The 24,000-nt window shown below is 68.0% G+C and carries 20 protein-coding genes; 12 read left to right on the top strand and 8 right to left on the bottom strand.

Annotated features, from left to right (window positions below; translation table 11 throughout):
* Nucleotides 1-67 precede the first annotated feature (67 nt).
* Nucleotides 68-1,111 (top strand): tetratricopeptide repeat protein, encoded by a 1,044-nt coding sequence (locus CAP_RS49815; RefSeq protein ID WP_044236061.1) that lies wholly within the window; start codon nt 68-70, stop codon nt 1,109-1,111.
* Nucleotides 1,112-1,205: 94 nt separating this feature from the next.
* Here CAP_RS49815 and CAP_RS03455 read toward each other — a convergent pair whose 3' ends face one another.
* The 6 genes from CAP_RS03455 to CAP_RS03430 all read right to left on the bottom strand — a co-directional run bounded on the left by CAP_RS03455 (nt 1,206) and on the right by CAP_RS03430 (nt 5,339).
* Complete coding sequence (locus CAP_RS03455; protein WP_044236058.1) at nt 1,206-2,042, bottom strand: SDR family NAD(P)-dependent oxidoreductase; 837 nt, start codon at nt 2,040-2,042, stop codon at nt 1,206-1,208.
* Between the two features lie 184 nt (nt 2,043-2,226).
* Nucleotides 2,227-2,613: a hypothetical protein gene (locus CAP_RS03450; protein ID WP_156040456.1), complete on the bottom strand. Its 387-nt coding sequence runs from the start codon at nt 2,611-2,613 to the stop codon at nt 2,227-2,229.
* Nucleotides 2,614-2,904: 291 nt separating this feature from the next.
* On the bottom strand, nt 2,905-3,384 hold the full coding sequence (locus tag CAP_RS03445) for a hypothetical protein (RefSeq protein ID WP_044236050.1): 480 nt from the start codon (nt 3,382-3,384) through the stop codon (nt 2,905-2,907).
* Nucleotides 3,385-3,662: 278 nt separating this feature from the next.
* Nucleotides 3,663-4,355 carry a type 1 glutamine amidotransferase domain-containing protein gene (locus CAP_RS03440; protein ID WP_044236047.1) on the bottom strand — a complete coding sequence of 231 codons (693 nt, stop codon included), beginning with the start codon at nt 4,353-4,355 and terminating at the stop codon, nt 3,663-3,665.
* Between the two features lie 112 nt (nt 4,356-4,467).
* Nucleotides 4,468-4,926 (bottom strand): YeeE/YedE family protein, encoded by a 459-nt coding sequence (locus tag CAP_RS03435; RefSeq protein ID WP_044236044.1) that lies wholly within the window; start codon nt 4,924-4,926, stop codon nt 4,468-4,470.
* Nucleotides 4,923-5,339: a YeeE/YedE family protein gene (locus CAP_RS03430; protein ID WP_044236042.1), complete on the bottom strand. Its 417-nt coding sequence runs from the start codon at nt 5,337-5,339 to the stop codon at nt 4,923-4,925. The genes CAP_RS03435 and CAP_RS03430 overlap by 4 nt, the downstream gene beginning before the upstream one ends.
* A gap of 244 nt (nt 5,340-5,583) precedes the next feature.
* Between CAP_RS03430 and CAP_RS03425 the strand changes: the two genes are divergently transcribed.
* From CAP_RS03425 to CAP_RS03415, 3 genes are all read left to right on the top strand, one after another.
* Nucleotides 5,584-5,832, top strand: coding sequence for an STAS domain-containing protein (locus tag CAP_RS03425; RefSeq protein ID WP_044236039.1), 249 nt, complete (start codon nt 5,584-5,586; stop codon nt 5,830-5,832).
* Nucleotides 5,833-5,924: 92 nt separating this feature from the next.
* Nucleotides 5,925-7,016, top strand: a complete 1,092-nt coding sequence (locus CAP_RS46960) for a PAAR domain-containing protein (protein WP_063748632.1) — start codon at nt 5,925-5,927, stop codon at nt 7,014-7,016.
* Nucleotides 7,017-7,035: 19 nt separating this feature from the next.
* On the top strand, nt 7,036-7,629 hold the full coding sequence (locus CAP_RS03415; protein WP_044236036.1) for a hypothetical protein: 594 nt from the start codon (nt 7,036-7,038) through the stop codon (nt 7,627-7,629).
* A gap of 30 nt (nt 7,630-7,659) precedes the next feature.
* Here CAP_RS03415 and CAP_RS03410 read toward each other — a convergent pair whose 3' ends face one another.
* A complete protein-coding gene (locus tag CAP_RS03410) occupies nt 7,660-8,403 on the bottom strand; it encodes a Uma2 family endonuclease (RefSeq protein ID WP_231511063.1) in 744 nt (247 codons plus the stop codon).
* A 235-nt stretch (nt 8,404-8,638) separates the two neighbouring features.
* Between CAP_RS03410 and CAP_RS03405 the strand changes: the two genes are divergently transcribed.
* The 8 genes from CAP_RS03405 (at nt 8,639) to CAP_RS03370 (ending at nt 21,497) form a co-directional block, all read left to right on the top strand.
* The gene (locus tag CAP_RS03405) at nt 8,639-9,451 is read left to right on the top strand and encodes a peptidoglycan-binding protein (protein WP_052374064.1); all 813 of its coding nucleotides are present in this window, start codon (nt 8,639-8,641) and stop codon (nt 9,449-9,451) included.
* Entirely contained in the window at nt 9,451-12,201 is a 2,751-nt protein-coding gene (locus CAP_RS03400; protein ID WP_044236032.1) for a DUF2169 domain-containing protein, read from the top strand. The genes CAP_RS03405 and CAP_RS03400 overlap by 1 nt, the downstream gene beginning before the upstream one ends.
* A gap of 199 nt (nt 12,202-12,400) precedes the next feature.
* Complete coding sequence (locus tag CAP_RS03390) at nt 12,401-14,476, top strand: DUF2169 family type VI secretion system accessory protein (protein WP_197040975.1); 2,076 nt, start codon at nt 12,401-12,403, stop codon at nt 14,474-14,476.
* Between the two features lie 54 nt (nt 14,477-14,530).
* On the top strand, nt 14,531-15,913 hold the full coding sequence (locus tag CAP_RS03385) for a hypothetical protein (RefSeq protein ID WP_044236023.1): 1,383 nt from the start codon (nt 14,531-14,533) through the stop codon (nt 15,911-15,913).
* 42 nt (nt 15,914-15,955) lie between these two features.
* Nucleotides 15,956-20,020: a DUF6531 domain-containing protein gene (locus CAP_RS03380; protein ID WP_044236021.1), complete on the top strand. Its 4,065-nt coding sequence runs from the start codon at nt 15,956-15,958 to the stop codon at nt 20,018-20,020.
* Nucleotides 20,021-20,037: 17 nt separating this feature from the next.
* Nucleotides 20,038-20,418: an Imm1 family immunity protein gene (locus tag CAP_RS47470; protein WP_197040974.1), complete on the top strand. Its 381-nt coding sequence runs from the start codon at nt 20,038-20,040 to the stop codon at nt 20,416-20,418.
* Nucleotides 20,419-20,470: 52 nt separating this feature from the next.
* Nucleotides 20,471-20,986 carry a hypothetical protein gene (locus tag CAP_RS03375; RefSeq protein WP_044236018.1) on the top strand — a complete coding sequence of 172 codons (516 nt, stop codon included), beginning with the start codon at nt 20,471-20,473 and terminating at the stop codon, nt 20,984-20,986.
* 94 nt (nt 20,987-21,080) lie between these two features.
* On the top strand, nt 21,081-21,497 hold the full coding sequence (locus tag CAP_RS03370; RefSeq protein WP_044236015.1) for a hypothetical protein: 417 nt from the start codon (nt 21,081-21,083) through the stop codon (nt 21,495-21,497).
* 30 nt (nt 21,498-21,527) lie between these two features.
* Here the strand turns inward: CAP_RS03370 and CAP_RS03365 are convergent, their stop codons facing one another.
* On the bottom strand, nt 21,528-23,972 hold the full coding sequence (locus CAP_RS03365) for a type VI secretion system Vgr family protein (RefSeq protein WP_044236014.1): 2,445 nt from the start codon (nt 23,970-23,972) through the stop codon (nt 21,528-21,530).
* Nucleotides 23,973-24,000 lie beyond the last annotated feature (28 nt).

Raw genomic sequence — 24,000 nt, 5'->3', positions numbered from 1 at the left:
TGGTCCGCATCCTCACCGCGGACACACGGGCTCCGCAAGCATCCCCGATCGCGGTAGGCTGAGAGCGATGCCCGCGGCGCGCCCACCCTCCCGAGCCAGGCCCCCCTCTTTCGCGATCGCGCCGCTGCTCCTCGCGTCCGCCTTGCTCACTGCGCCGGCTCTTGCCGAGCCCAGCCCCGAGGAGCTGACCGCTGCCCGCCAGCTCTTCGACGAGGGCAAGGCCCTCGAACAGCGCAAGGACTGGGCAGAGGCCCTCAAGCGCTTCCGCAAGGTCGCCGCGGTCAGGACCACGCCTCAGGTGCGCTTCCACATCGCCTTCTGCGAGGAGCACCTCGGCCACCTCGTCGAGGCCATCAACGGCTTCGAGCAGGCCCACGAGGAAGCCCGCCGCGCCGGCCCCAGCGCCGCCGAGGTGGAGCGCAACGCACCGCCGCGCGCCAGGGCGCTCCGCAAGCGCGTCGCCGCGGTCACCCTGCACGTCAAAGGCACCCTCCGCACCTCCCGCATCCACCTCGACGGCAAGCCCATCCCTCCGCTGCTGTTCGGCAGCGAGATCCCGGTCGATCCGGGCGCCCACACCGTCACCGCGGAGCGCGACCGCGAGACCATCTTCAGCCAGGACCTCACCCTCAAGCCCCGGGGCCGCGCCACCGTCACCATCCCCATCGACGACCCCGAGCTTCCCGCCACGCCCGAGCCCACCGCCGCGGTCCCGCCCCCCGAGCCCGAGCCGCCTCCCGCTCCACTCCCGCCGCCGCCGCCACCGCCGCCGCCGCCTTCGCGCGCTCCTGCCTACGTGACGGGCGGCATCGGCCTCGCGGCCCTCGCGGGCGCAGGCGTCTTCTTCGGTCTCCGCGAGGCTGCCTTCTCCGAGGTCCGCGCCACCTGCACCGACGACATCGCCTGCGACCCCGCCCTGCGCGACCGCTTCGAGCAGGGCAAGACGTTCACCACGGTCTCCGTCGTCCTCGGCGCTGCCGGCGTCGCTGCCCTCACCACGGCCGGCATCCTCTGGATCACCCTCACCCCTGCCACCGAACCGACCCCGCCCCCCGTCTCCCTCCGCCTCGCCCCCACCCCGAATGGCGCGCTGCTCCTCGGTACGTTTTGACCGACGCGACGACGCGGCGACACACCACCGCTATCGCGCGGTGCAATGGTCCTCCTGCGTCAGGGCGAAGCGCGCCCCCCTCGCCTGCTACCCGTTACGGTTCGAGCGCCGTGTCGAGGGCCAGATCGCGCCAGCGCGCGACGTCGGCCTGCACGATGGCGTCCTTCGCCTCCATCCAGGCGATCGCGTCGGCCCCGACGGGAAACCGGCTCGTTGGCGCCTCGGCTTCCGCGAGCACCAGGAGCGCCTTGCCGAGCTTCACAGGATCGCCCACCTGCTGGTGGTTGAGGCCCTGCAGGACCACCGTGAAGGCCGCCCTCGCCGCGGCGTAGTCGTCGATCGCCAGGGTCTCGTCGTGCCTCGGGACCGCGTCGATGAAGTCGGTCCGGAAGGCCCCCGGCTCGACGAGCGTCACCCGGATCCCGAACCCTGCGAGTTCCTCCGCCAGCGACTCGCTGAAGCCGGCGACCGCGAACTTGGACGCGGAGTAGAGCGACGAGAAGGCCGCGCCCTTGTAGCCCATCATCGACGAGATGTTGAAGATGTGGCCCTGGCGGCGCCCGCGCATGAGCGGCAGCACGGTGCGCGTGACCTTCATCAGGCCGAAGACGTTGGTCGCGAACTGCCTCTCCATGTCCTCCGGGCTCGTCTCCTCGAAGGCGCCGAGGTGGCCGTAGCCCGCGTTGTTCACGAGCACGTCGATGTGCCCGAATGCGTCCACCGCCCTGGCGACGGCGGCCTCGACGGCCTTCGCGTCGGTCACGTCGAGCGCGACAGGCAGCACGCGCCCGCCCTTGTCCCCCAGCATTTCCGCGATGCCCGAGGGGTTGCGCGCGGTGGCGACGACGCTGTGCCCCGCCTCCAGCGCCGCACGCCCTATCGCCGCGCCGAGACCCCGGTTCGCCCCGGTGATGAACCAGACCTTGCTCATGATACGTAAGCTCCTCTTCCGTCCGGATGAGGGGCTCGAAGGCCCCTGTATCCGGCGCGAGAGGACCATGGACCGGCGCCGTCCGGAAGCGGTAGCGTGTTCCTGCTGAAGTCTTGCCGGGGTGATAGGCTCCGACGAGCTTTGCCCGACGGGGTAGCGGGGGCGCGTGCTCCCGCCGTGTGCGTCAGAAGCAGTCGGCGGCCGACCTGGGATTGGGGTTCCCACCCCCGGCGCAATGAAACGGATACGACGCGTCGCATTGATTCAGGCACGCCGAGAGCGCGTTGCACGCGGCAGGATTCTGGGCGCAGGGGTTGTGCACGCGACAGATGCAGTAGCAAGCGGGTTTCCCTGAGCACTCGGGCTGGGGCAGCGTCGGACCACCTCCGCCATTGCAGTGAGGCCAGTTCGGATCGTTCGAGTTGCACGTGCCGCCCCCGGTGAGGGCCTGGCGCGTCTCCCCGACCTCCTCTTCTTCCTCGGGTTCGATCACCTCCACGGTGCAGCCGCCCGCGAACGCCGCACAAACGGTGGCGATCAGGATGTGAGCCTTGGACCAGAAGCTGTTCATGCCATTCCCCTCTCTGCGCGATGGATCGGGTGTCAGCAGCGCAGCCTGCGTGGTGCTCTGCGGTGCGAAGGAGCCCTCCGCAATGAGCGTGCCGCTCGGCCAATCCCGCACCTGATCGGGGCGCCACGCGCTGCCGCGTGCGGAGCGCCTTCCCGCGCTGCGCACGGGTTGCGCCACTCGCGCCGCGCTTGCTCAAGCAGGACGTCTCCAGCGCAAGGCGCAAGGCGCGCGCCGCGCTCCGGGGCCCTTCCAGAGCCCCTCGAAACGGCTCACCATCGCCAGCACTCCGGGTCAGATGAGGGGCTTCACGTGGGTGATCGCCTGCGGCAGCGGGAGGTCGGGACGCGGCGGCGCGGTGGTGCCACCGCTCAGCAGGAAGGCGAGAGCGTCGAGGACTGCGTACGCTTCGCCGTAGCCGGGCATCTTCTCCGCGCGGTAGCGATCGAGGGACACGTGCGCCTGGATCTCACCCTGTTCGAGCTGGATGCGGCCGATGGTCGCGTCGGGGACGAACACCTGCGAGGACACCGTGGAGGGGAAGCCGGCACGGTGGAGCGCGCCGAGCACGCGCGCGAGCACCGAGAGGTCGAGGTGGCCCTGCCAGGCACCCGGGGAGCGCCTGGCGCTGCGCACGGTCAGCTCCGCGCTGCCAGTGCCGGTGAGCACGAGGAGGGTGCGGCCGAAGGGGTCGACCGGGGAGCGCTCGGAGCCGACGTCGTAGGTGAGCCGGAGCGCGGGGGTGACGTCGAAGAGGGAGGGGGCGGCAGTCATGGGGGTGGTGCTCTGCGCGGCTTCCAGGAGGGAGGGTGCCGTCTTGCCGGCGTGTCGCTCCCTTCAGTCCCAGAAGTTGAACACGACTTCACCAACGTGGGTGGGGTTCCAGGTGCTCGCCTGTAGCAGGCGGCCTTGAAATGCGATGGATCGGGCGCCGGTACGTCACCGCCCGCGAAGGAGGTCACCCCGGGGCGGCGCACGGCGCCCATGCCATCGACGTGCGCGGGCTGGGACCTGGGACTCACGGGGACGGTCAGGCGTAGATCGAGCCTTGGTCAGCCCCTGGAGCGGCTGCGGACGACATCGAGGAGGGCCTCGGCGGCGGGCGAGGAGGAGCCGGGGTTCTGGCCGGTGACGAGGAGGCCATCCACCTGCACGTGGGGCTTCCAGTCGGCGCCTTTGCTGTAGTTGCCGCCGCGCTCCTTGAGGCGATCTTCGAGGAGGAAGGGGACGACCTTTTCGAGGCCGACGCCCGCTTCCTCGGTGTTGCTGAAGCCGGTGACCTTGCGGCCCTTGACCAGGTACTCGCCGCGCTCGTCGCGGAGGTTCACGAAGGCGACAGGCGCGTGGCAGACGGCGCCGATGGGCTTGTGGGCGGTGAGGAAGTCCTGGAGGAGGGCGATGGAGACCGGGTTGTCCGGCATGTCCCACATGGGGCCATGGCCGCCGGGGTAGAAGACGGCATCGAAGTCGGCGGCGCTGACGTCGGCGAGCTTCCGGGTGTGCGCGAGCTGCTCCTTGGCGGCGGCGTCGGCCTGGAAGCGCCGGGTGGTCTCGGTCTGCATGTCGGGCAGGTCGCTCTTGGGATCGAGGGGCGGCTGCCCGCCCGCAGGCGAGGCGAGGACGACCTCGGCGCCGGCATCCTTGAAGGTGTAGTAGGGCGCGGCGAACTCTTCGAGCCAGAAGCCGGTCTTCTTGCCGGTGTCGCCGAGCTGGTCGTGGGACGTGAGGACGATGAGGATCTTCATGACGCGGTTCTCCCCTCAGGACTGAGGGCCGCAGGATAAGGCGCGGGGAGGAGCGCGCCCATCCGGGCAAGTCCGTATACGCGTGGGCGCACAGGGAGGGGTCAGCCGCGCTTCAACCGGGGCGCGGGGGCGTCGGGGAGGCGGGGTCCGGGAACAGGCGCGCATGGGCGAGCATGCCGAGGAGCATGGTGGCCACGAACAGGGCCACCGGCGCGAGTCCGAGGGAGAGCGACGCCACCGCGGGGCCCGGACAGAAGCCGCCGAGGCCCCACCCCACGCCGAAGAGGATGGAGCCGAGCACGAGCTTCCGGTCGATGCGCTTGCCGGTGGGGATGTGGAAGGCGCTGTCGAAGGCGGGCCGGGCGAGGCGGCGCGCGATCTGGTAGCCGATGGCGGAGACGACCACGGCGCCTCCGAGGACGAACATGAGGCTCGGGTCCCACGCGCCGGTCACGTCGAGGAAGCCGCGGACGCGGACGGGATCGAGCATGCCCGAGAGGGAGAGGCCGACGCCGAACACGAGGCCGGAGGCGAGCGCAGCGAGGGGTACGAGGTGGCGTGAGGTGCTCATGTGCCGACCTTCCGGGCGATGAAGACGGTGATCATGGCGGCGCTGATGAAGGTCAGCACCGCGACGATGGAGCGCGGGGAGAGGCGCGCGAGGCCCGCCACGCCATGGCCGCTGGTGCAGCCGGAGCCGAGCCTGGTGCCGAAGCCGACGAGGAGGCCCGCGACCGCGATGGTGGCGAGCGAGGCGTCGACGCGGACGAGGGGCCTGGCGCCGGAGGCGAGGGTGAAGAGCAGGGGGCCGGCGAGGAGGCCCACGATGAAGGCGGCGCTGGCGAGGTGCTTGCCGTCGCCGCGGCGGAGCAGGCCGCCGACGATGCCGCTGATTCCGGCGATGCGGCCGTTGAGGAGCAGCATGAGCGCGGCGGAGAGGCCGATCAGCATGCCGCCGAGGAGCGAAGGTAGGTACTGGCGCATGGGTGATGGGCGACGCCCTTAGCACGGGAGCCGCACGGGCTTGGCGAGGAGTCCGGCACACTCACGGAAGCCTGTAGGCGGGGCCCATGGCCCTGGAAACACCGCGCCCGATGCCCGCCGCGCGTCGTTGCTTCTGCTTGCGGGAGGCGTGCGCAGCACCTTATGGATGGTTCACGGAGCCTCTCGCCTTCCGGCGAGGCTCGTCGCTCTCGTACCGCTCGCAGGGGGAGAAGCTGGGTCGACCGTGCAGCACCAGGATGCGTCCCAGGACACCGTCGCTGGACTGAAGCTCGAGATCGAGGCGCTCAAGCAGCGCGTGACCGAGCTCGAAGTCCCCGCGCGTCGCTACGTCACCGGCGTCCCCTCCGTCGATGCGCAGATTGCCGGTTACCTTCGCAACACCGTCCGCGCCGCGGAGCTGCTCGGCTCCCGCTGCCTCATCGTCGGCATGAAGAGGTCGCCGTTCCAGGGTCGCCCTGGATCCTCGGGGTAGCGAGGCTCGGAAGCCGTGCGTTCAGCGTCGGGGAGGCGGGTGCAGCGCTTGGAAGTGCCCGGGAGCCCGGGTACGCTGCATCCACCAAAGCCATGCCGGACGCAGCACGGGTCACCGACGATACGGTGCACAAAGGGAAGATCGCCACCGGCTCCAGGAACGTGACGATCAACAGCCTGCCCGCGGTGAGGCTGAACGACCAGCACGTGTGCCCCGCCCACACCAAGGGCGCCGTGAGCAAGGGCTCCGCGACGGTGGTCATCAACGGGAGAGCGGCGGCGAGGAAGGGCGACACGCTGCTCTGCAGCGCAGGAGGCGGCGGGGGCGACGGCGAGCTGAAGGCGAAGCTCGAGCTGTTCAAGAAGAAAGACGACGTGAAGTGGGACGAGTGGGACAACGACCGGTGGAACAAGTGGAAGGACAGGAAGTGGGGCGCTGACCGGGAAGAGGCCGAGGCCAAGAAGAAGGCGCAGGAGGAGGGGACCGATGCGCCAGAGGAGAAGAAGCGGCCCACGGTGAAGCTGAGCGCCTCCAGGCAGTGGGCCGGTAGCGATCCGAAGGCCAAGCCTCTCTTCCACCGCGAGGGGCGGCTCGGTGAGGTCAGCGCAGGGAAAGCGTCGTGGAGCGTCAAGTCGGGGGCGAGCCTCACCGCGGGGCGCTCGATCAAGGACCTCAAGGCGAGCGCGACGCTCCTCGAGGTGAACGGCAGCGCCACCGCGTTCGAGGTGAAATCCGCGGAGGCGGACCTCCTCGTCGCCGACGTTCAGGCCGAAGCGGCCGTGCTGACGGCCAATGCCTCGGGCAAGCTCGGCGCCGACGTGGACATCGCCGCGGGGAAAGCAACCGTGGAAGCCGGCGGCGAGATCGGCGCGTCGCTGGTCGAGGGCAAGGTGACCAGCAAGTGGAAGCCGATCCCGATCCCATTCACGGGCCTGGAGATCGGGGTGGAGTCCGAGGTGAGCGGCTCGCTGGTGACCGCGAAGCTCGAAGGAAAGGCTTCGCTGAAGATCGACGAGAAGGGCGCGAAGCTCAAGTTCGGCGCGGGTATCGGGGCCTTTCTGGCGGGGCTCGGCTTCGATTTCACGATCAACATCACCAGGTCGAAGCCGAAGAAGCCGCCGCCACCCAAGCCGGGGCCGGACAAGATCAGCAAGGGCTCCCCCACGGTGATCATCGGCGGATAAGGCTCCCGAGACGAGGACCATGAGCGATTACGACAGCGATCTGCCCATCGAGGATGCCGTCCCGGGCCCCGGGGAGAAGGACCAGTTCCGCAACGTGCGCCTCACGCCGGACGCGGGGCCGGCCTACGCCTACAGCCTGCTGATCCCGGTGGGGTGGCACGGGCTGGCCATCCCGGAGGAGGCGCGCACGGACACGGTCGAGACGAAGTTCACGCCCATCGGCCTGTTCTCGCCCTTCGCGAAGCCGATGCCGCCCGTGGTGCTGAGCGTCGGGGTGCGGCTGATGCTCACGGCGAACTCGATCGCCGAGCAGTTCCTGGAGCACTGCGCGGAGGAGGGCTACGAGGTCCTGACCATGCGGCCGCAGGAGTACGCGGCGGGCGCGGTCGTCGAGGGCCTGGCGCGCCAGGCGGATTCACCGCTCGGCCCGCTGAAGATGCGGCTGGCGATGTTCGAGGACGGGGGACGGCTGTTCGGGCTCTCGGCCATGGCGCCCGAGAACCTGTATGCGGAGTTCATCCGGCCCCTGAGCCTGGCCATGCTGTCCTTCGAGCTGGTGATGCCCCAGGGGCAGCAGATCCCGCTCGCGCCGCAGCCGCCCAGCGACGCCTGACGACGGCTGAAGACGCCAGACAACCTGTGCTCAGCGCTCGCCTTCGCCCGGGAGTGGTCCGAACTTCTTCTCGTACTCCGCCAGCTTCGCCGCGAGCGCGTCCGCCTGCGCCTTCGCGGCGTCCGCCTGCACCTTCGCGGCGTCCGCCTGCACCTTCGCGGCGTCCGCCTGCGCCTTCGCAGCCTGCGCCTGCGCCTTCGCAGCCTGCGCTTCTGCCACGGCTTCCCTGGCGTGCTCCTCGGGCGTGATCAGCACCTGACCCTTGGCGTCGATCCAGCGCATCCAGGCCGCGGAGATGCCCTTCAGCTCCGCCTGCCTCACCCCGACCTGGAGGCCGAGGGGCGGGCAAGAGAAGTCTCCCGAGGGGTCGGGCTCCATGCGCGCGTAGGCGCCGATCGCCACGTCGAGCGCATATCCTTCGAGCAGACCTGTCAGGGGATCGAAGAGGTAGTAGTTGGGGACGCGCAGCAGGCGCGCGTAGATGCGCATCTTGTCGCCCCGGTCGACCTTCTCGGTCGACTCCGACAGGAGCTCGATCACCACGTCCGGCGTTCGCCCGCCCTCCTGCCACACCACCCAGGAGCGGTGTTCCCGCTTGGCCGTGTCGAGCACCACGAAGACGTCAGGGCCGCGGAAGTCATTCTTCTTGACCTGCAGCTCGCTGAAGTAGATGGCCATGTTGCCACCCACGTAGAAATCGTCGCGATCGGCCCAGGCGAGCTGGAGGGACTCGATGAGCACGTTCATCTGGGCGCGGTGCCGTTCGGTCTCCATCGGCTCTCCGTCATCACAAGGAAGCTCGTCCTCGCCCGGGGGAACCTGCGGTTCAGGTCCCTCGTACATGGCGCTCGACGTCGATATCCCGGTCATCATGGCTGGCTCCTGCCTACAGCACTGGTGACCAGTGTAGCGCGAAATCTGCCCTCTTTCCCCCCGATGGACGCGCAGCGCGCTTCCAGGGTTCGTTGTCTGTCCGCTACACTGCCCGCACAGCGCAGGAGCCCCCTCCATGACCCATCCCACGCTCAGGCTCACCGACGGCTACCCCGATGTCTCGCCCTTCCTCAACGCCGACGTGAAAGCCTTGCAGCGCGAGCTGGTGCGCTGGGGGTACACCGTGAAGCCGGATGGGCGGTTCGGGCCCTCGACGCAGGCGGCGGTGAAGTCGTTCCAGCGCAAGCAGGGGCTGCGCGACGACGGGATCGTGGGCAACAAGACGTGGGGGCTGCTCACGGCGAAGCAGGCGACGCAGAGCGTGGGGACCGGGTTCTCGACCTCGGTGCCGCCCGCCCAGACGCCGGTGGTAAGCACGGGCGGAGATGGGCGCTTCTTCCCGCTCTCGCGCATCTACTCGGAGAGCTGGACGAAGGGCGCGGGGATGTTCGGGTCGGGGCGCGGCGGGGGGCGGGCGCACGCGGGGTGCGACCTCTACGCGCCGCTCGGGACCTGGGTCCACGCGATCATGGGCGGGACGGTGACGCTCGGTCCGTACTACTTCTACTGCAACACGTACGCGATCGAGGTGGACCACGGGGAGTTCGTGGCGCGGTACGGCGAGGTGCAGAAGGACTCGCCGGTGCGCAAGGGTGACAAGGTGAAGGCCGGGCAGCGGATCGCGCGGGTGGGGCACCTGGTCGGGATCTCGGTGAAGAGCGACATGCTGCACCTGGAGCTGTACAAGGGGACCCACTCGGGGTCGCTCACCGTGAAGGGGAGCGGAAGCGCGGTGAGCCCGCGCGGGCAGCCGTACCAGCGGCGCAAGGATCTGATGGATCCGACGCCGCTCCTCGCGCAGTGGCGGAAGAACCTGCCGGTCGATTGATGGAGGTCGTCTCCCTCAGCCCGCTGCCGGTGGGATCGGTGGTGTGGCAGCCACGCCCGGGCGCCTGGACGTTCAGCTTCGTCTGCAAGGCGACGTTCCGCCTGCTGCCCGGCAGGGCGCAGATCGCCGAGGAGCACGAGCCGCTCTACCCGGTGGATCGGCACTGGAGCGACGATCCAGGCTGGAGCCTGTACGCGCCGGCCGACGTGGCGCCGGTGCGGCCCCGGGCCGACGTGGTGGTGGTGGGGGAGGCGTTCGCGCCGCCCGGGAAGCCGGCGCGCTCGCTGATCGCGCGGCTGCGCGTGGCAGACGTCGACAAGCGGGTGGAGGTGTGCGGCGAGCGCCTGCTCGGGCCAGATGGGTCGGTGGTCGAGGGGGCGCGGTTCACGCGGATGCCGCTGCTCTGGGAGCGGGCCGCCGGTGGGCCGGACACGGTGAACCCGGTGGGGGTGCGGCCGTCGGCGAAGGATGCGTACGGGAGGCGGTCGCTGCCCAACCTGCTGCCGCCGGGGCTGGCGCTGATGGGGCTGGAGGAGATCATCGAGCCGGTGGGGTTCGGGCCCGTCGCCGCGAGCTGGCCGGAGCGGCGCAAGAAGCTCGGGCGCGCGGCGTCCACCTGGTCGGATCGGGACTGGTCGCGTCAGCCGCTGCCGCAGGGGATGGACGTGGGGTACTTCAACGCGGCGCCCTGGGATCAGCAGGCCGATCGGCTGCGCGACGACGAGCGTATCGTGCTGGAGCACCTGCACCCGGAGCACCAGCACCTGGCGACGCAGCTCCCCGGGCACCACCCGCGGGCGTTCCTGGCGCGGCCAGGGCGGCCCGTGCAGCCGCTGGCGATGCAGATCGATCTGCTGTGGATCCGCACCGACACGGGGGTGTGCAGCGTGACGTGGCGCGGGCAGGTGCCGCTGGACCGCGCGGACGAGGAGGGGCGGGTGGTCGTCGGCCTGGAGGAGCCGGGGCAGTCGCTCTCCTGGGAGGAGATCACCGGCCGCGCGATCGCGGTGGAGGCGACGTTCGACGACGAGGACATCTCGCCAGCCTCGGACGATGGCGACGAGACGCTGTTCCTGTCGCAGGAGGCGGTGCAGCTCCAGCAGACGAGCGCGCACCCGGCCCTCGGCGGGAAGGGAGCGCCGAACGCAGGGCTGCCGTTCGCGCCCGCGGCAGGGAAGTCGTCGCCGCCCCGCCCGAACGAGGGGGCGCCGCGCCTGTCAGGCACGCCGTTCAAGCCCAGGGAGACGGCGCCGCCGCACCTGGCGGGCACGCCGTTCACGCCCAAGGTCGACGCCGCGCCGCGCCTGTCGGGTACGCCGTTCACGCCCAAGGTCGAGGTGGCGCCGCGCGTGGCGGGGACGCCGTTCGCGCCGGCTGCGAGCGCGCCACCGTCACCGCCCACTGGGGTGCCTTCACCACGGGGAACAGGAGCCGCCGGGATGGTTCCGCCTCCCGCCATGGCGGTCCCCGTGGCGGGGGCGGCGGTCTCCGCGCAGGTGCCGCCCGCGGTGATTCCTGCGCCGGTGGCTCCCCCTCCGGTGGTTCCTGCTCCGGCGGTGGTCTCCGCTCCGGTGGCTCCCCCTCCGGTGATTCCTCCTCCGGCGGTGGTCTCCGCTCCGGGGATCGTGCCTCCGCCCGCGGCCGTGGCACCGCCTCCGGTGATTCCCCAGGCGGCTCCCTCCACGACGGCGGCGTTCAGTGCGCCTTCAGGGTCGTCGCCGCCGGGTCCGGTGACGTCGGCGCAGATGCGCCCTCAGGTGGCGCGCACCATCGGCGAGACGGCGGTGGGTGGACCCGCGCCGATGGCTGGCGGCGATGGGACGGGCGGGACGGGCGGGGCGCTCTCGGCGTCGAATGCGGCGGCAGCGGCGAGCGCGCCCTGGTCGCTGCCGAAGGATGCAGGGCCCGCGGGGATGCCGGCCGTCGCGGGAGGCGTCGGGCAGGTGGCTGTCGAGGCGCGGGAGGTGTTGCAGCTCCTCTGGTTCGATCCGGAGAGCGCGCCGCGGTTCCGCCGTCAGCCCTCGTGGCAGGGCATCCTCGCGGAGCTGGAGAAGAAGCCGCTCGACAAGGAGCACGAGGATCCGGGGCTCGCGCGGGAGCCGGCAGAGATCGAGGATCGCCGGGAGGCGTTCGAGATCCTGGTGCGCGCGAGCGCGACGGACGCGGAGGGGATGGAGGAGGCGCTCGGGGGGGCGGTCCGGAGCGACGGGAAGCTGATCCCGCCGCTGCGGACGCTGGCAGGAGAGCTGATCTTCCCGTTCGACGAAACGGAGGCGCTCAAGGTGACGGTGGCGGCAGTGACGCCGTTCGTGGGGAGCGACGAGACGCTGCGCGCGGCGGTGACGACGGCGCAGGATTTCCTGAAGGTGCCCGATCTGCGCAGCGCGCCCGCAGTGGCCGAGGGGCTGATGGCGCGGGTGGTGGAGGCCTGGAACGGGGGGAAGCGGCCGACGCCACAGGGCTACCTGGAAGCGCAGACGGAGCGCGCGCTGCTGGAGGGGCGCTGCTACCAGCGGCGCAAGGTGCTCGGGGGCAAGCAGCTCCGGGCGCTGGCGCAGACGGCGGGGGCGCAGATGCTGCTGCCGGTATACCTGCCCGATGCGCTCGCGGATGGGCTGCCGCTCTACCAGCGCTTCCGGGTGCGGGCGATCGTGGAGGTGCACCCGCAGGTGGACCAGTACGAGGTGCAGCCGCTCTGCCTCAAGGTGCTGGCGCTGGCGCGCGTGGCGCGGCCGCCGCGGCGGGGATAACCAGCTCCCCTGTTCCCGAAGCTCGCGCTGATTTCTTGGCGTCCCACTTCATCAACCATCAGACCTTCTGTTCAGCATGAGGGCAGGGACCGGGAGGTCCTCGCTCCACGGTACGCTGCAACGAGTCCAGCGGCCCACAGCAGCGAAGGTGGTGCGTATAGCGCCGCGCTGCACCGCCCGTCGCGATACCTTATTTGGCGTGATCCATCTCTCCTCGGCCTGCCTCCTCCGCGTCGCCCACATCCAATGGCAGCCACGGCCGGATCTCTTCGCGGTCACGGTCGTGTGCAAAGCGACTTTCGCGTTGCAGCCCCTTGAGTCTCCGCTTGCGCCTGTGCAGGAAGTGCCGCACGCCACGGATCTCTTCTGGGGCGATGCGCCACAATCGAGCCTGCGCATCGCCGCCGATCTCGTGCCCTTCAAACGCCATGTGGATGTGCTGGTGGTCGGGCATGCACACGCGCCCCAAGGCCAACCTGTGACCTCGCTTGTCGCACGCGTCGCGGTGGGCGGCATGGACAAGAAGATCGAAGTACACGGCGATCGCCATTGGACGCACGCTGGTCAACTCACAGAGGGCATGCACTTCGCGCACATGCCGCTCCGCTGGGAACGGGCAGCCTGCGGTCTTTCCGCCTGGAACCCGGTTGGTGTCAGGCCGGGAGGTCTTCCACCCAACCTGCAGCCCGTCGACATCAGGCTAAGCAACTCGGCCGACGTGGTGCTGCCGGCTGGGCTGGGTCCGATCGCCTCGAGCTGGCCAGAACGAACCGCCAAGCTGCATCGGCACGCGGCGACGTTCCGCCATGAGGCGTGGTACGAGCGGCCATTGCCGGAGGACATCGACGGGGCGTATTTCAATACGGCGCCGCTGGATCAGCAGATCGCGGAGCTCGCGCCGGGTGAGCGGCTCCTCTTGGAGCATCTGCACCCCGAGTACCCGCAGCTCATCACAGTGCTTGAGGAGGTGACCCCGATGGCGGTGGCCCGGCGCATCGACGGCAGAGAGCAAGACATCAGGTTGCGCTGCGACACGCTCTGCATCGATGCTGACCAGGGTACCTGCGCGCTGGTGTGGCGCGGGTCGCTGATCCTCGGGAGTGCCGATGAGGACGTGGCGGTCGTGGTGACTGCATCGGGGCGTCACTCTTCTGAGGAGGACGCCGAGGTGGTGACGCTGGTGCCGCGGGCCGGAGGCGGCGCAACCTCGGGTAACATCTTGGCGCAGGTGCCCGGACCTGTGCGGAGGGATTCTGGCGAGCGCGCCGATTTTGTGGAGGTGGGGGTGACGCTCTCGCCGGAACTGATCTCGGAGAACGCAGGGTTGCCGTTCGCGGCTCCTGTTCTGCCTTTCTCGCCGCAGGGCGAGGCTGGTTGGACGGTGTTCGCAGATCCACAGGCGCCCTGTATCGCACCTCCTCCAGCCGGCGCCTCGCCAGACGACGGCACCGGCACCATGGCTGCCGGGTTGATTTCTGAGGCCGTGCGACCCTTGCCCTTCCAGCAGTCCGCGGCGCAGCCCTCACCGCCGGCGCCCGCGCAGGTGCAGGCCACGCCGACCCTCCCTGCGCCTGCCGAGGAGCACCTCAGTGTCGCGCTGCCTCCGCCGCTCATAGCGCCGCTCACCACAGCCCGGGGCGAGCCACCTCGCCGCCAGTTTCCGCGCCCCCCTCCCTTGCTCGGCAGCCTCGTCGTGACCACGGCAATGGAGAGCGCCTCCGCGCATGACGCACAGAGCGAACCGCCCACCGCCCGTCGCGCCTTCGAGACCGCTTCTCCTACACCCGTCACGTCTCCACCGACCCCAGCCGCGCTCGACGCTCCATGCAGGCCTCACGAGCCCGAGGTCCGCACCGAGGACGTCCCGCTCGATCGGCACGCCGTCATCACTGCGGAGATTGCCGAAGCACGCGCGCCACGCGCGGATGTTCTTCGTGGGCATGCTCTCGATGAGCCCACCTGGGCCGCCGTCGATCGTCGCTGGCGCGCCGCCCTCGACAAGGATGGGCGCGCTACCGGCCGCCTGCGTGCCGCCCACGACGCAGCCTACGTCGCGGCCGTGGAGCGCCTCCGCGGACCGATCGGTCTCCCCGAATATGCGCGCATCGCCGTCGCACTGGAGCGGCGTGAAGCCAACGAGGCGCTCGACGCCCTAAAAATCCAACGGTCGGCGCTAATGCCCCTCATGCGGCTGTGGACGAAGAAGGTGGCGGCCGATGGAAAGCTCGCCGCCGAGGCCAGTGCGCTCCTGAGCCGCCTGCGCACCGTGGAGTGAGCGCCAGCACGTCTCCCTCTTGCCGCGCCGCGACAGCCGTTGCAGGACGTCGCCATGGAGTCGTACGCACGACCCCTCCGGGAGCTCGCCGATGCCCTTTCCTGGTTCGTGCGCGCCCGCGAACTCCGCGTGCTCCACGTACGTACCACCGCGGACCTGCGCGCGACCTCGTTGCGCCTCGTCGCTGCCCAGGAACTCCATCCAGAGAACCGCAGCCCCTGGGTCGTCCTTGAGGATCCGTCCACCGCTACAAGCGAGGGCTGGCTGGAACGCCTTGAGCGTCTCCGCACACAGCATGCAGTCCGCCGCGAGCGCATGGCGCAGGAGGGAGAGGCGCTCCCCGACCTGCCCCCTCGTCCTGCTGCGGCCGAACCCTTCGCCGCCTTCGGTGCCCAGCTTGTCCAACTCCTCCAAGCGAAGGCCTCCTGGCACGAGGGCATCGTCGTCGTTTTCGCACCTTCCCGCATCGAGCATCCACGACCTCTGCTCGATGCCCTTTGCGCGCTGCTCGATGCGCCGGCCCTCGCTGCGGTTCGGTGGGCCGTCGTCGAGCCGGAGCCGAGCTTACTCGATCCACTCGCGGCGCACGTGGGCGAGCAGCGCTCGATGTGCGTCGTTTGCCACGTGGACGAGGACGAGGCCCAGGCCGAACTCGCGCAGCGGATCGACGCCGCCGAGCAAATACCCGCCGGGATCTCCGGCCCGGCTCGCGTCGGCGCCGCGTGGCCGCCGGGCATCTCTCCACCCACACGTCGTGACCGCCCCCTCGTGCACCCCGCAGAGATCGATGCCTTGCTGGAGAAGGAGGGCGTCGACCTCCCCCTCGCCGGCACGGCTGGCGTCGAACTCGGTCACGCAGTGCTTCGCGGCGCCCAGGCCCTGCGCCGTGGGGATCCGGTCGAAGCCGTCCAGCACCAGGCCCGCGCGCGCGACATCTGCGTGAACGCGCGCCTCCCGCGCGAGACCATCCTGATGAACCTCGTGCTCGGCGCCTATCTGCTCGCCGCGGGCGACGCTGGACGCGCGACGCGCACCTACGCCGCGGCCTCGGAGCTGGCCGAGAACGAGGCCGTGCTCGACCTTGCTGCGCAGGCCCAGCTCGCGCTCGGAGCGATCCACCTGCGCGCCGGCGAGCGTGCAGATGCTGCGGTCGCCTATGCGCGCGCTGCTGCGCTCGCACGGAATGCCGGCATCACCATCCTCGCCATCGAGGCGCTCCGCTTGGCCGGTCAAGCGCAGCTCGATCTGGGCAACCGGGACGAGGCGTCGCGCCTCTGGACCGCGGCGCTGGACGCCGCCGAGCACGCGCCGCCCGAGGAAGCGAAGGTCACGAGCGCCGCGGAGGTGGCGCGCTCCCTGGCGGCGCTCCTTCGCGATCGCGGCCGCCATGCCGAGGCGCACGCGCTCGAGGCGCGAAGCTGGGATTTCGAGGCGTAACCCTGGGGAACCCACGGGAAATACCATCGCGCGGAGGCGAGCATGCTGGCGAGCACCTGGCTGGATCTGGTTATCGGCGTTGATCTGCATTTCGAGCTGGTGCCGCCAGTCATGGCGCCCGTGCCATTTCCACACCCCTTCGTGGGCCTTGTCTTCGATCCCTGGGGTCTGCTCGGCGGTCTGGTCATCTCCAACGTGATGAGCGTGGCGACTGGAGGATCGCTCCAGGGGCCAGTGCTCATCAACCTCATGCCGGCCACGACCACCGGCACCGACGCCAAGAACTGGATGCTCCTGCCCCATTTCATCATCCCGCCAGGTGTGATGTGGGCGCCGATGGTGCGCGTGCCGAAGCCCAGCATCATCCCCGGCAAGCCCATCGGCCTGGAGCTTCCTATCCCGCCGCCGGGTGACGCGGTGGTGATCACCGGCTCGAAGACCGTGCACGCGATGGGCGCGAACCTCTGCCGCCTCGGCGATATCGCCCTGAGCTGCAGCGATCCCATCCGGCTGCCCACGGCAGCGATCCTGACGATCCCCAAAGGGATGCCCGTGCTCGTGGGGGGGCCGCCGGCGCTCGACTTGATGGCGGCAGCCTTTGCGCTCATCAAGTGCAAGTGGGTGGCAAATCGACTGCACAAACTGGTCAACCGGATCAAGAACGCCAGGCTGCGCAACCTCTTGAACAGGGTGGTCTGCTTCTTCACCGGCCATCCCGTCGACGTGGCCACGGGCCGGGTGATGACCCAGGCCACTGATTTCGAGCTGCCCGGGCCACTGCCCCTCCAGTTCGAGCGCGTCTACGCCTCGAGCTGGGCGGACCGCGCTTCCCCGGTCGGCCGTGGCTGGAGCCATTCCCTCGACCAGGCCGTGTGGCTTGAACCGGGGAAGGTGGTGTACCGCGCCGAGGACGGGCGCGAGATCGAGCTGGACACCTTCGAGTTGCCGGGGCGCATGTTGCAGCCCGGGCAGGAGTCCTTCGAGCCACTCAACCGCCTGCTGTTCCGCTGCCTCGACGGTCATCGTTGGGAGGTGGAGAGCGCCGAGGGGCTGGTGCACGAATTTGCCCCTGTTGCCGGTGATGCGGATCCCGCCATGGCAAGGCTCACCCGGAAGCGCTCACGCCAAGGGCACGCCATCACCCTCCACTACGACGGCAAGGGCTGCCTCACGTGGGTCCAGGACAGCGGGGGCCGGATCGTCCGCTTCGAGCACGACGAGGCGGGTCATCTGACGCAGGTCTCGCTGCCTCATCCCACGCAACCCGGCTGGCTGCCTCACACCAGGTACATTTACTCACCCGAAGGCGACCTCGTGGAGGTGGTGGATCCGCTCGGGCATCGCACCCGCTACGAGTACGTAGGGCACCTCCTCGTGCGTGAGACCGATAGGACGGGGCTGTCATTCTACTTCGGATACGACGGGACGGGGCCAGGCGCCTATTGCATCAGGACGTGGGGAGACGGCGGAATCTACGACCACGAGATCGACTATGACAAGGTGAATCGTGTCACGTTCGTGACCGATTCCCTCGGCGCGACGACCACGTACGAGATGAACGTGGCCAACGCGGTGGTCAAGGTGATCGATCCACGGGGTGGGGAGACGCGGTACGAATACAATGACGTGCTGTGGAAGACTGAGGAGGTCGAGCCAGCAGGAGGCGCGACGAGGTACGAGTATGACGCGCGGGGGAACTGCACAAAGAGCACGGGTCCAGACGGGGCGACGGTGCAAGTCGAGTACGACGCCCGAAACGTACCGATACGTGCAGTAAATCCGTGCGGGGAAGAGTGGCAGTGGGTCTACGACGCGCAAGGCCAGCTCGTGGAGCGAATAGACCCCCTCGGTGAGACCACGAGGTATGAGTACGATAAAGGTATGGTGGTAACGATCACCGAGGCAAGCGGCGTCACTACCGCGGAGTATGACGACTCCAGGAACCTCCGACGGGTTCAAGGGCCGAGTGAAGCCGAAACATCGTACGTGTACGATGCCTTGGGGCGAATGGTGGTCAAGAGGAGTCCGGCCCGTGTTGCCGAGCGCCTGCACTACGATGCATGCGGACGGCTGGTCACAGTCGAGCAACCGGACGGAAACGTCTGGCGGCTCGCGTATGACGGAGAAGGGAACCTGACCGAAATTCAAGATCACCACCAGCGCGTGCGTATGCGCTATGGCGGGTATCACCAGATGGTGTCTCGCCAGGAGGCCGAGGACACAACGCTATTTCGGTACGACAGTGAGGGGCGGCTTGTCGCGATCGAGAACGAGGCCGGCGAGATATATCAGTACGAGCTTGATTCCTGCGGCCGTGCGGGACTGGAACGCGGCTTCGATGGTGGCTGTTGGAAATACGAGCGGGATGCCGCGGGACGGGTGATAAAACTCCGCAAGCCGAGCGGCGCCGAGGCGCGCCTGATTTACGATGCTATGGGGCGCCTCGTCGAGGTGCGCCGTTCCGACAGCGCGGTGGAGCGGTTCCGATATCGAAAAGACGGCGCACTTATTGAGGCCGAGAACAGCACGATCCAGGTCAAGTTTGAGAGGGATGCCCTTGGGAGGGTCGTACGCGAGATGCAGGGAGGGCATTGGGTAGAGTCCAGCTACGAGCGCGGCGCGCGAACCTGGGTTGCCTCGTCGCTCGGGGTGCATAGCGCGATCATGCGTGACGAGCGGAGGAGCGTCGTCGCGATGACGGCGGGGCGAGGCGTGGACGAGTGGAGGGTGGAACTCTCCCGCGATGCCTTCGGCTTGGAAACCGAACGAAAACTCTCAAGCGGGATCGTCTCAACATGGGCCCGTGACGCTTTGGGCAGGCCGCGCCACAGAGGCGTAGCGCATAGCAACAACGTCCTCTTCGGTGTGGAATATCAGTGGGCTCCGGGCAGCCGTCTCGTTGCGTTGATCGACACCGAACGTGGAACCACCGCGTTTCACTTTGACGAGCGCTCACGCCTCGTAGGGGCAAAACTTCCTGGTGGCCGCATCGACCGCCGCGAGCCGGATCGCATAGGCAACATCTATCGCGCGCAAGATCAGCGGGATCGGACCTACTCGGATGGTGGCATCCTGCGAGGCGCAGGAGAGACAAGGTATACCCACGATCTTGATGGGAACCTGACCCAAAAGGTGCTGCCCGATGGTGCAACCTGGAGTTATTCATATAATGCGGCCGGATGCTTGAAAGAGGTGGAGCGGCCAGACGGAACAAGGGTCACTTTTGCGTATGACGCTCTGGGGCGCCGGGTGAGCAAGCGCTGGGGCGAGAACGAGGTCTGGTGGCTCTGGGATCGCCATGTCCCTCTCCACGAAATATCAACGCGCGCCGAGCCTATCACATGGCTCTTCGAGCCTGAAAGCTTCGCCCCGATCGCCAAGATTGAGGGGGACCGTCACTACGACATTCTGTGCGATCACCTGGGTGCACCGACAGTCGTCCTTGACGAAGCCGGCGTCGTCACGTGGCGCGCCAGGCTCGACATTCATGCTGCGGTGCAACCTGAGATTGCCGAGACAGAGTGCCCATGGCGATGGCCTGGTCAATATGAGGATCAAGAGACTGGACTCTACTACAATCGATTCCGTTATTATGATCCAGAAGCTGACCGTTACATCAGCCAGGACCCTCTCGGCCCCGTGGGCGGACTTAACCTCTACTCATACGCTGCGGACCCGCTCACATGGTCGGACCCTCTTGGATTGCAGCCCGACCCACCGCCGCCACCGACACCAATGGGGAACACACTGCCTGGATGGGATGGAGGCAAGACCCAGGGCTGGTTCGTATATCCGGATGGCACGGAGCGGCACCTGATCAGCGGCTATGACGGTCCGTCCAAGTTCACCCAGGGGATTCCAGGGATGAATGGGAACATCAAGAGTCACGTGGAGGCGCACGCCGCAGCGCTCATGCGACAATATGAGCTGAGTAAGGCGACGCTCTACATCAACCGGGTCCCGTGTCCGGGAGTGCGCGGCTGCGACGCTTTGCTTGCGAGGATGTTGCCGGAGGGAGTGCAACTCGAGATCATAGGTCCGAACGGATTCAAAAAGACATATACAGGATTGCCGGATCCAAAGCTGAAACCAAAGGGATGTTCATGAGTGGAGAATGGAGGGTGATGGACGGCGACAGGCTACTCGCGAAGCCGCAGACATGGGAAGAACTGGATCGGGAGATCTTGAATCGATCAAACAACCCTGCCTTGGCTAGGGCGATCGTTGACATTGAGTCGCCAACTGCAGGGGTCATGTCGGTGGGCGTATCTGACGGGCGTGCTTGCGCTAGCTTCATCAGCGGCACAGGGGATCCACCGTACCTGAAAGTGGTCGGTGAGGCTGCGTTGTCACCCAATGATGGTGTTGCGGTGTTCACGTACGGAGGTGATTGGACGGAGATTCCGCTCCGCAATTGCATTTCGGTAGACAAGATGCTTGCAATGGTCCGCCACTTTTTTGAGAGCGGCGCCCTGCCGAACTGGATTGAATGGGAGGAGGTTTGAACCAGCGTCTCCGCGGTCGGCATCGGGTTGATACAGTCAGACCCCAAAGCGCATGTGGGTAGGAACTGTCATCACGGATTTCAATGGAATCGTCCTCTTCGAGCCACACCGCCTCGAAACTTGGTACGGGGGCCAGATCGAGGAAGGGACGGACCTCTTCTCCAAGTTCACCCAGACGGACGCGGGGGATGAGGTCCTGATCGCCGGCCAAATCGTGCCCGTGCTGGCCATCGACGACTCGCCCTACCAGATCATCGTCCGGCTCGCCGGTGAGCCAGAGGTGACACGAGGCGAATTCATCGTGGAGAACGGGATTTACCCTCTTCGCGTGGAACGAGGACTCTTCGTCGCCGATCTGGCGGTGCTGAAAGAGTGGGAGGAAGGCCTCGGCTGGCAGCCGGTAGATGTGCTGCCAGGTAATTACGCCGTGACGATCCGCGGGTTCAGAGCCCTTGATTCGACAGGAAAACGTATCATCGAAGCGGGCTACGAGTTCATCCTTGAGCCGCGTGACGCGCTGCCGGCGCTGACCGCGGACGTCGGCAAGAACATGCGCGTCATGTGGTAGCTACCTCGTTCACCCGGCCAGTGACACCGCTCAAGTGGACGCCGGCGAAGACGCCGCCCGCGAGCGATTGCTCCTGAGGGAAGGAATGGTAAAAATGCACGAGAATGGTTGCGCAGGACTGCAGGCCTATCTCGACGATGCCGACGAGAACCTCTGGTTCAAGCTGCGGATGACGCTCGAATGGGATGAGACATCGTTCCGGCGTATGGTCCAGGCGCTGGTCGACTGCCTGGAGGCGACGGAGGGCGCAGAGCTGGTGCCGCGGACGCTGGCGTGGATCTTCGTCTCCGCCGTGCCCCGCATCCTCGCCTTGATGAGCCGCCCCGATTTCACGGCGCGCAACGCTGGCGAGCACAGCCCGGCGGACGTGAGCGCTTACTTTGCCAGAAGGAAAGAGGTGCTCCATAGTCTCTCGCTCTGGTTCACCGATGGCAAAGCGCTCGTGCCTGACGAGCGGCTCTCGGTGGGGGACTGGTCACCGGCGCTCCGGCGCACGCGGGAGGGCGGCTGATAATGAGTACCTTGCGGTCAGCGCTTCCCTTCAGTTCAGCTTCACCAGCCCGCCCACCACATCGACCATTCCTCCGCTCACCCCCACCGTCCCGCCCGCGATCTTCACGCTCCCGCCGTTGATAGTGATGTCCCCCCCGGTGATCGTCACCGGCCCACTGGTGATCACCAGCTCTCCCGCTTCCATCTTGATCGACCCCGACGCGAGCAGTTCGAGCAGCGCGGTATCGATCTTCGCGCTCGCGGCTGCCTTGGCTTCGAAATCGGTCGACTGGAGCTTCTGCTTCCCGGCGGCGATCACCTCCTGCGACGGTGCTTCCAGCTTCTGGGACGTCGCCGAGGTCATCTCCTGTGCGCCGCTCACCGTGGTGATCTGCGGACCTCCGACGTCGATCTTCTGCTTTCCGCTCACCGTGAGTTCGTGTGTCGCCTGGAACGCGGTCGTCTGCGCGCCTGTGACTGTGATGTCCTGCGTTCCGGTGACCGATTGCTCATCATCCCCGATGACAGTGAACTTCCGGTTTCCGCCAACGTCCTCACTCTGGTTGGCGGCCACCTTCAGGCTCTGGTTGGCACCGATCTCCACGTCTTGATTGGCTCCTACCGCAACCGTTTGGTTGGCTCCCACGGCGATTGCCTGGTCGCTCCCTACGACGGTCGCCTGGTTGCTCCCCACGGTGATCGTCTCGTTCGAACCGACGATCTCCGTGTTGTTGGAGCCCACTATCGTGGTCCGGTTCGATCCGGTGGTCTCGTTCCGGTCCACACCCACGGTGGACCTGCTGTTCTTGCCGACCTGTTCGCTCCGGTCGTTACCTACCTCGTTGTTCCAGTCCTTCGGCGTGTGCAGGAGGATCTGCTGACTGCCCGCGGTGTCGTCGAAGCGCAACTCGTTGTGGGTTCCGCCCCCGGGGCTGGTCATGGTCTTGAACGTGCTCACCGTGGGGGCGCCGCCAGGCGGGCGGTTCTGCCCGTTGTAAACGCGCCCGACGACGATCGGTCGATCGGGATCACCCTCTTCGAAATCGACGATCACCTCCACGCCGACGCGTGGGTGGAACACCGCGCCTTCGCCGATGCCGGCGAAGACCTGATTCACCCGCACCCAGCAGGAGGAGGCCTCTTTTGCGTGCCGGGACGAGTCCTTGTCCCAGTGGAACTTGACGCGCACGCAGCCGATCTCCGCGCCGGGTGGGCCGCCCACATGGATCTCGGTTCCCTGCGCCGTGGGCTCAGCGGTCACGAAGGCCGTCTGCGTGCCGTAGATCCTGGGTTTGGAGATCACGCGCGCAGGGCGGAAGCGCGATTCCGCGATGGTGCCGCCGCGGCCACGGCGCGCACACTCGAAGCGCATCCGGAACGGCACGTCCTGCAATGGATCTGGCCCGCCCGACGCGGGCCCCAGCGTTCCCTGCTGCTCGGCGTCCAGCTCCAGCCGCGTCACGAGGTACTCGCCCTCGTAGCGCGCCATGGGGTGCTCCAATGCGAAGATGCTGCCCGCCCCGAGCAGACGACATGCCCCCTCGCCGGAGGCGTAGCTCGCCTCGACCGCGAGCCGATCCAGCTTGGCCTGCGCGAGCGGCCGGCCCTGGTCGGGGGTGTCCGGATAGCGGCCGGGGTACTCGTGAGCCACGAGATCCGCCGTATCCTGCCTGTCCTGGGTCGCCACGCCCATGTCGAGCGCGGGCTTCTTCCAGTTGTAGTCGAGCAGAGACACCTTTCGCGGCCGGAGGCGCGCCCCGAGCTTCATCGAGGTGAGCTCGCGCCCGGCGAGGCTCGGGCCGAGCGGAAAGAAGGGTTCGAGGCGAGCGCGGCCGCCGTCCGTGTCCGAGAGGACGAGCAGGCATACTCCTTCGCCGTGCTCGAAATGGTAGCTCACCCCCTCCTCCTCGAGCAGCCGCGCCATGAAGTCGAGGTCGCTCTCGTTGTACTGCACGCAGTAAGGGCGCGCGGCGCCATCGTCGAGGCGTGCGGGATCGGCGATGCGCCACGTGTAGAGCTCCGTGGCGGGGCTGAAGCTGGCCTCGTCACCGCCGTCCGGCAGCGCCGTTCCCCCGTCAGCGGGGCGGAGTTGCGGGTCGCCTTGGAGCACGGCGTCGATGATCTGGCGCGTCGTCTTCTCCAGAAAGATACGGCAGCGTGTGCGGTGCTGCGCGCGAGCGAGGGGCGGAGAGAGCACCACGCGGTAGAGCATTCCATGGTGGATAGGGCCGAGTTCCTCTGCCTCGCTGATGATCCCATGCACCACCCGGTATGCCGGTGCGGTGAGCGTGGCGATGCGCAATGTGGCCCGGGTCTGAATCAGATCCTCGGGGTCGATCTCGGGCGCAGCTTCGCGCGCGAAGAGCGTAATTTCGTAGCGGTACAGGCCAGAGACCACCTCGTTACCGCGGATCTGCGTCACCTCAAGGTGTCTCCAGAATCCACCTGCCGGAGAAGCACCCTCCCAGGCGAACGAGAAGTCGATGTCCGTCATGGCCTACCCCCAGTGTTCATCGCGCCCG

It is taken from the genome of Chondromyces apiculatus DSM 436, from assembly GCF_000601485.1.
GTDB classification, from domain to species: Bacteria; Myxococcota_A; Polyangia; order Polyangiales; family Polyangiaceae; genus Chondromyces; species Chondromyces apiculatus.
This window is presented reverse-complemented; position numbering and strand designations above follow the sequence as displayed.

Bases quoted from the DNA above. Each gene is read 5' to 3' on its own strand.
- CAP_RS49815 (WP_044236061.1), top strand. From the start codon at position 68: ATGCCCGCGGCGCGCCCACCCTCCCGAGCCAGGCCCCCCTCTTTCGCG.
- CAP_RS03455 (WP_044236058.1), bottom strand. From the start codon at position 2,042: ATGAGCAAGGTCTGGTTCATCACCGGGGCGAACCGGGGTCTCGGCGCG.
- CAP_RS03450 (WP_156040456.1), bottom strand. From the start codon at position 2,613: ATGAACAGCTTCTGGTCCAAGGCTCACATCCTGATCGCCACCGTTTGT.
- CAP_RS03445 (WP_044236050.1), bottom strand. From the start codon at position 3,384: ATGACTGCCGCCCCCTCCCTCTTCGACGTCACCCCCGCGCTCCGGCTC.
- CAP_RS03440 (WP_044236047.1), bottom strand. From the start codon at position 4,355: ATGAAGATCCTCATCGTCCTCACGTCCCACGACCAGCTCGGCGACACC.
- CAP_RS03435 (WP_044236044.1), bottom strand. From the start codon at position 4,926: ATGAGCACCTCACGCCACCTCGTACCCCTCGCTGCGCTCGCCTCCGGC.
- CAP_RS03430 (WP_044236042.1), bottom strand. From the start codon at position 5,339: ATGCGCCAGTACCTACCTTCGCTCCTCGGCGGCATGCTGATCGGCCTC.
- CAP_RS46960 (WP_063748632.1), top strand. From the start codon at position 5,925: ATGCCGGACGCAGCACGGGTCACCGACGATACGGTGCACAAAGGGAAG.
- CAP_RS03415 (WP_044236036.1), top strand. From the start codon at position 7,036: ATGAGCGATTACGACAGCGATCTGCCCATCGAGGATGCCGTCCCGGGC.
- CAP_RS03410 (WP_231511063.1), bottom strand. From the start codon at position 8,403: ATGGAGACCGAACGGCACCGCGCCCAGATGAACGTGCTCATCGAGTCC.
- CAP_RS03405 (WP_052374064.1), top strand. From the start codon at position 8,639: ATGACCCATCCCACGCTCAGGCTCACCGACGGCTACCCCGATGTCTCG.
- CAP_RS03400 (WP_044236032.1), top strand. From the start codon at position 9,451: ATGGAGGTCGTCTCCCTCAGCCCGCTGCCGGTGGGATCGGTGGTGTGG.
- CAP_RS03385 (WP_044236023.1), top strand. From the start codon at position 14,531: ATGGAGTCGTACGCACGACCCCTCCGGGAGCTCGCCGATGCCCTTTCC.
- CAP_RS03380 (WP_044236021.1), top strand. From the start codon at position 15,956: ATGCTGGCGAGCACCTGGCTGGATCTGGTTATCGGCGTTGATCTGCAT.
- CAP_RS47470 (WP_197040974.1), top strand. From the start codon at position 20,038: ATGGACGGCGACAGGCTACTCGCGAAGCCGCAGACATGGGAAGAACTG.
- CAP_RS03375 (WP_044236018.1), top strand. From the start codon at position 20,471: ATGTGGGTAGGAACTGTCATCACGGATTTCAATGGAATCGTCCTCTTC.
- CAP_RS03370 (WP_044236015.1), top strand. From the start codon at position 21,081: ATGCACGAGAATGGTTGCGCAGGACTGCAGGCCTATCTCGACGATGCC.
- CAP_RS03365 (WP_044236014.1), bottom strand. From the start codon at position 23,972: ATGACGGACATCGACTTCTCGTTCGCCTGGGAGGGTGCTTCTCCGGCA.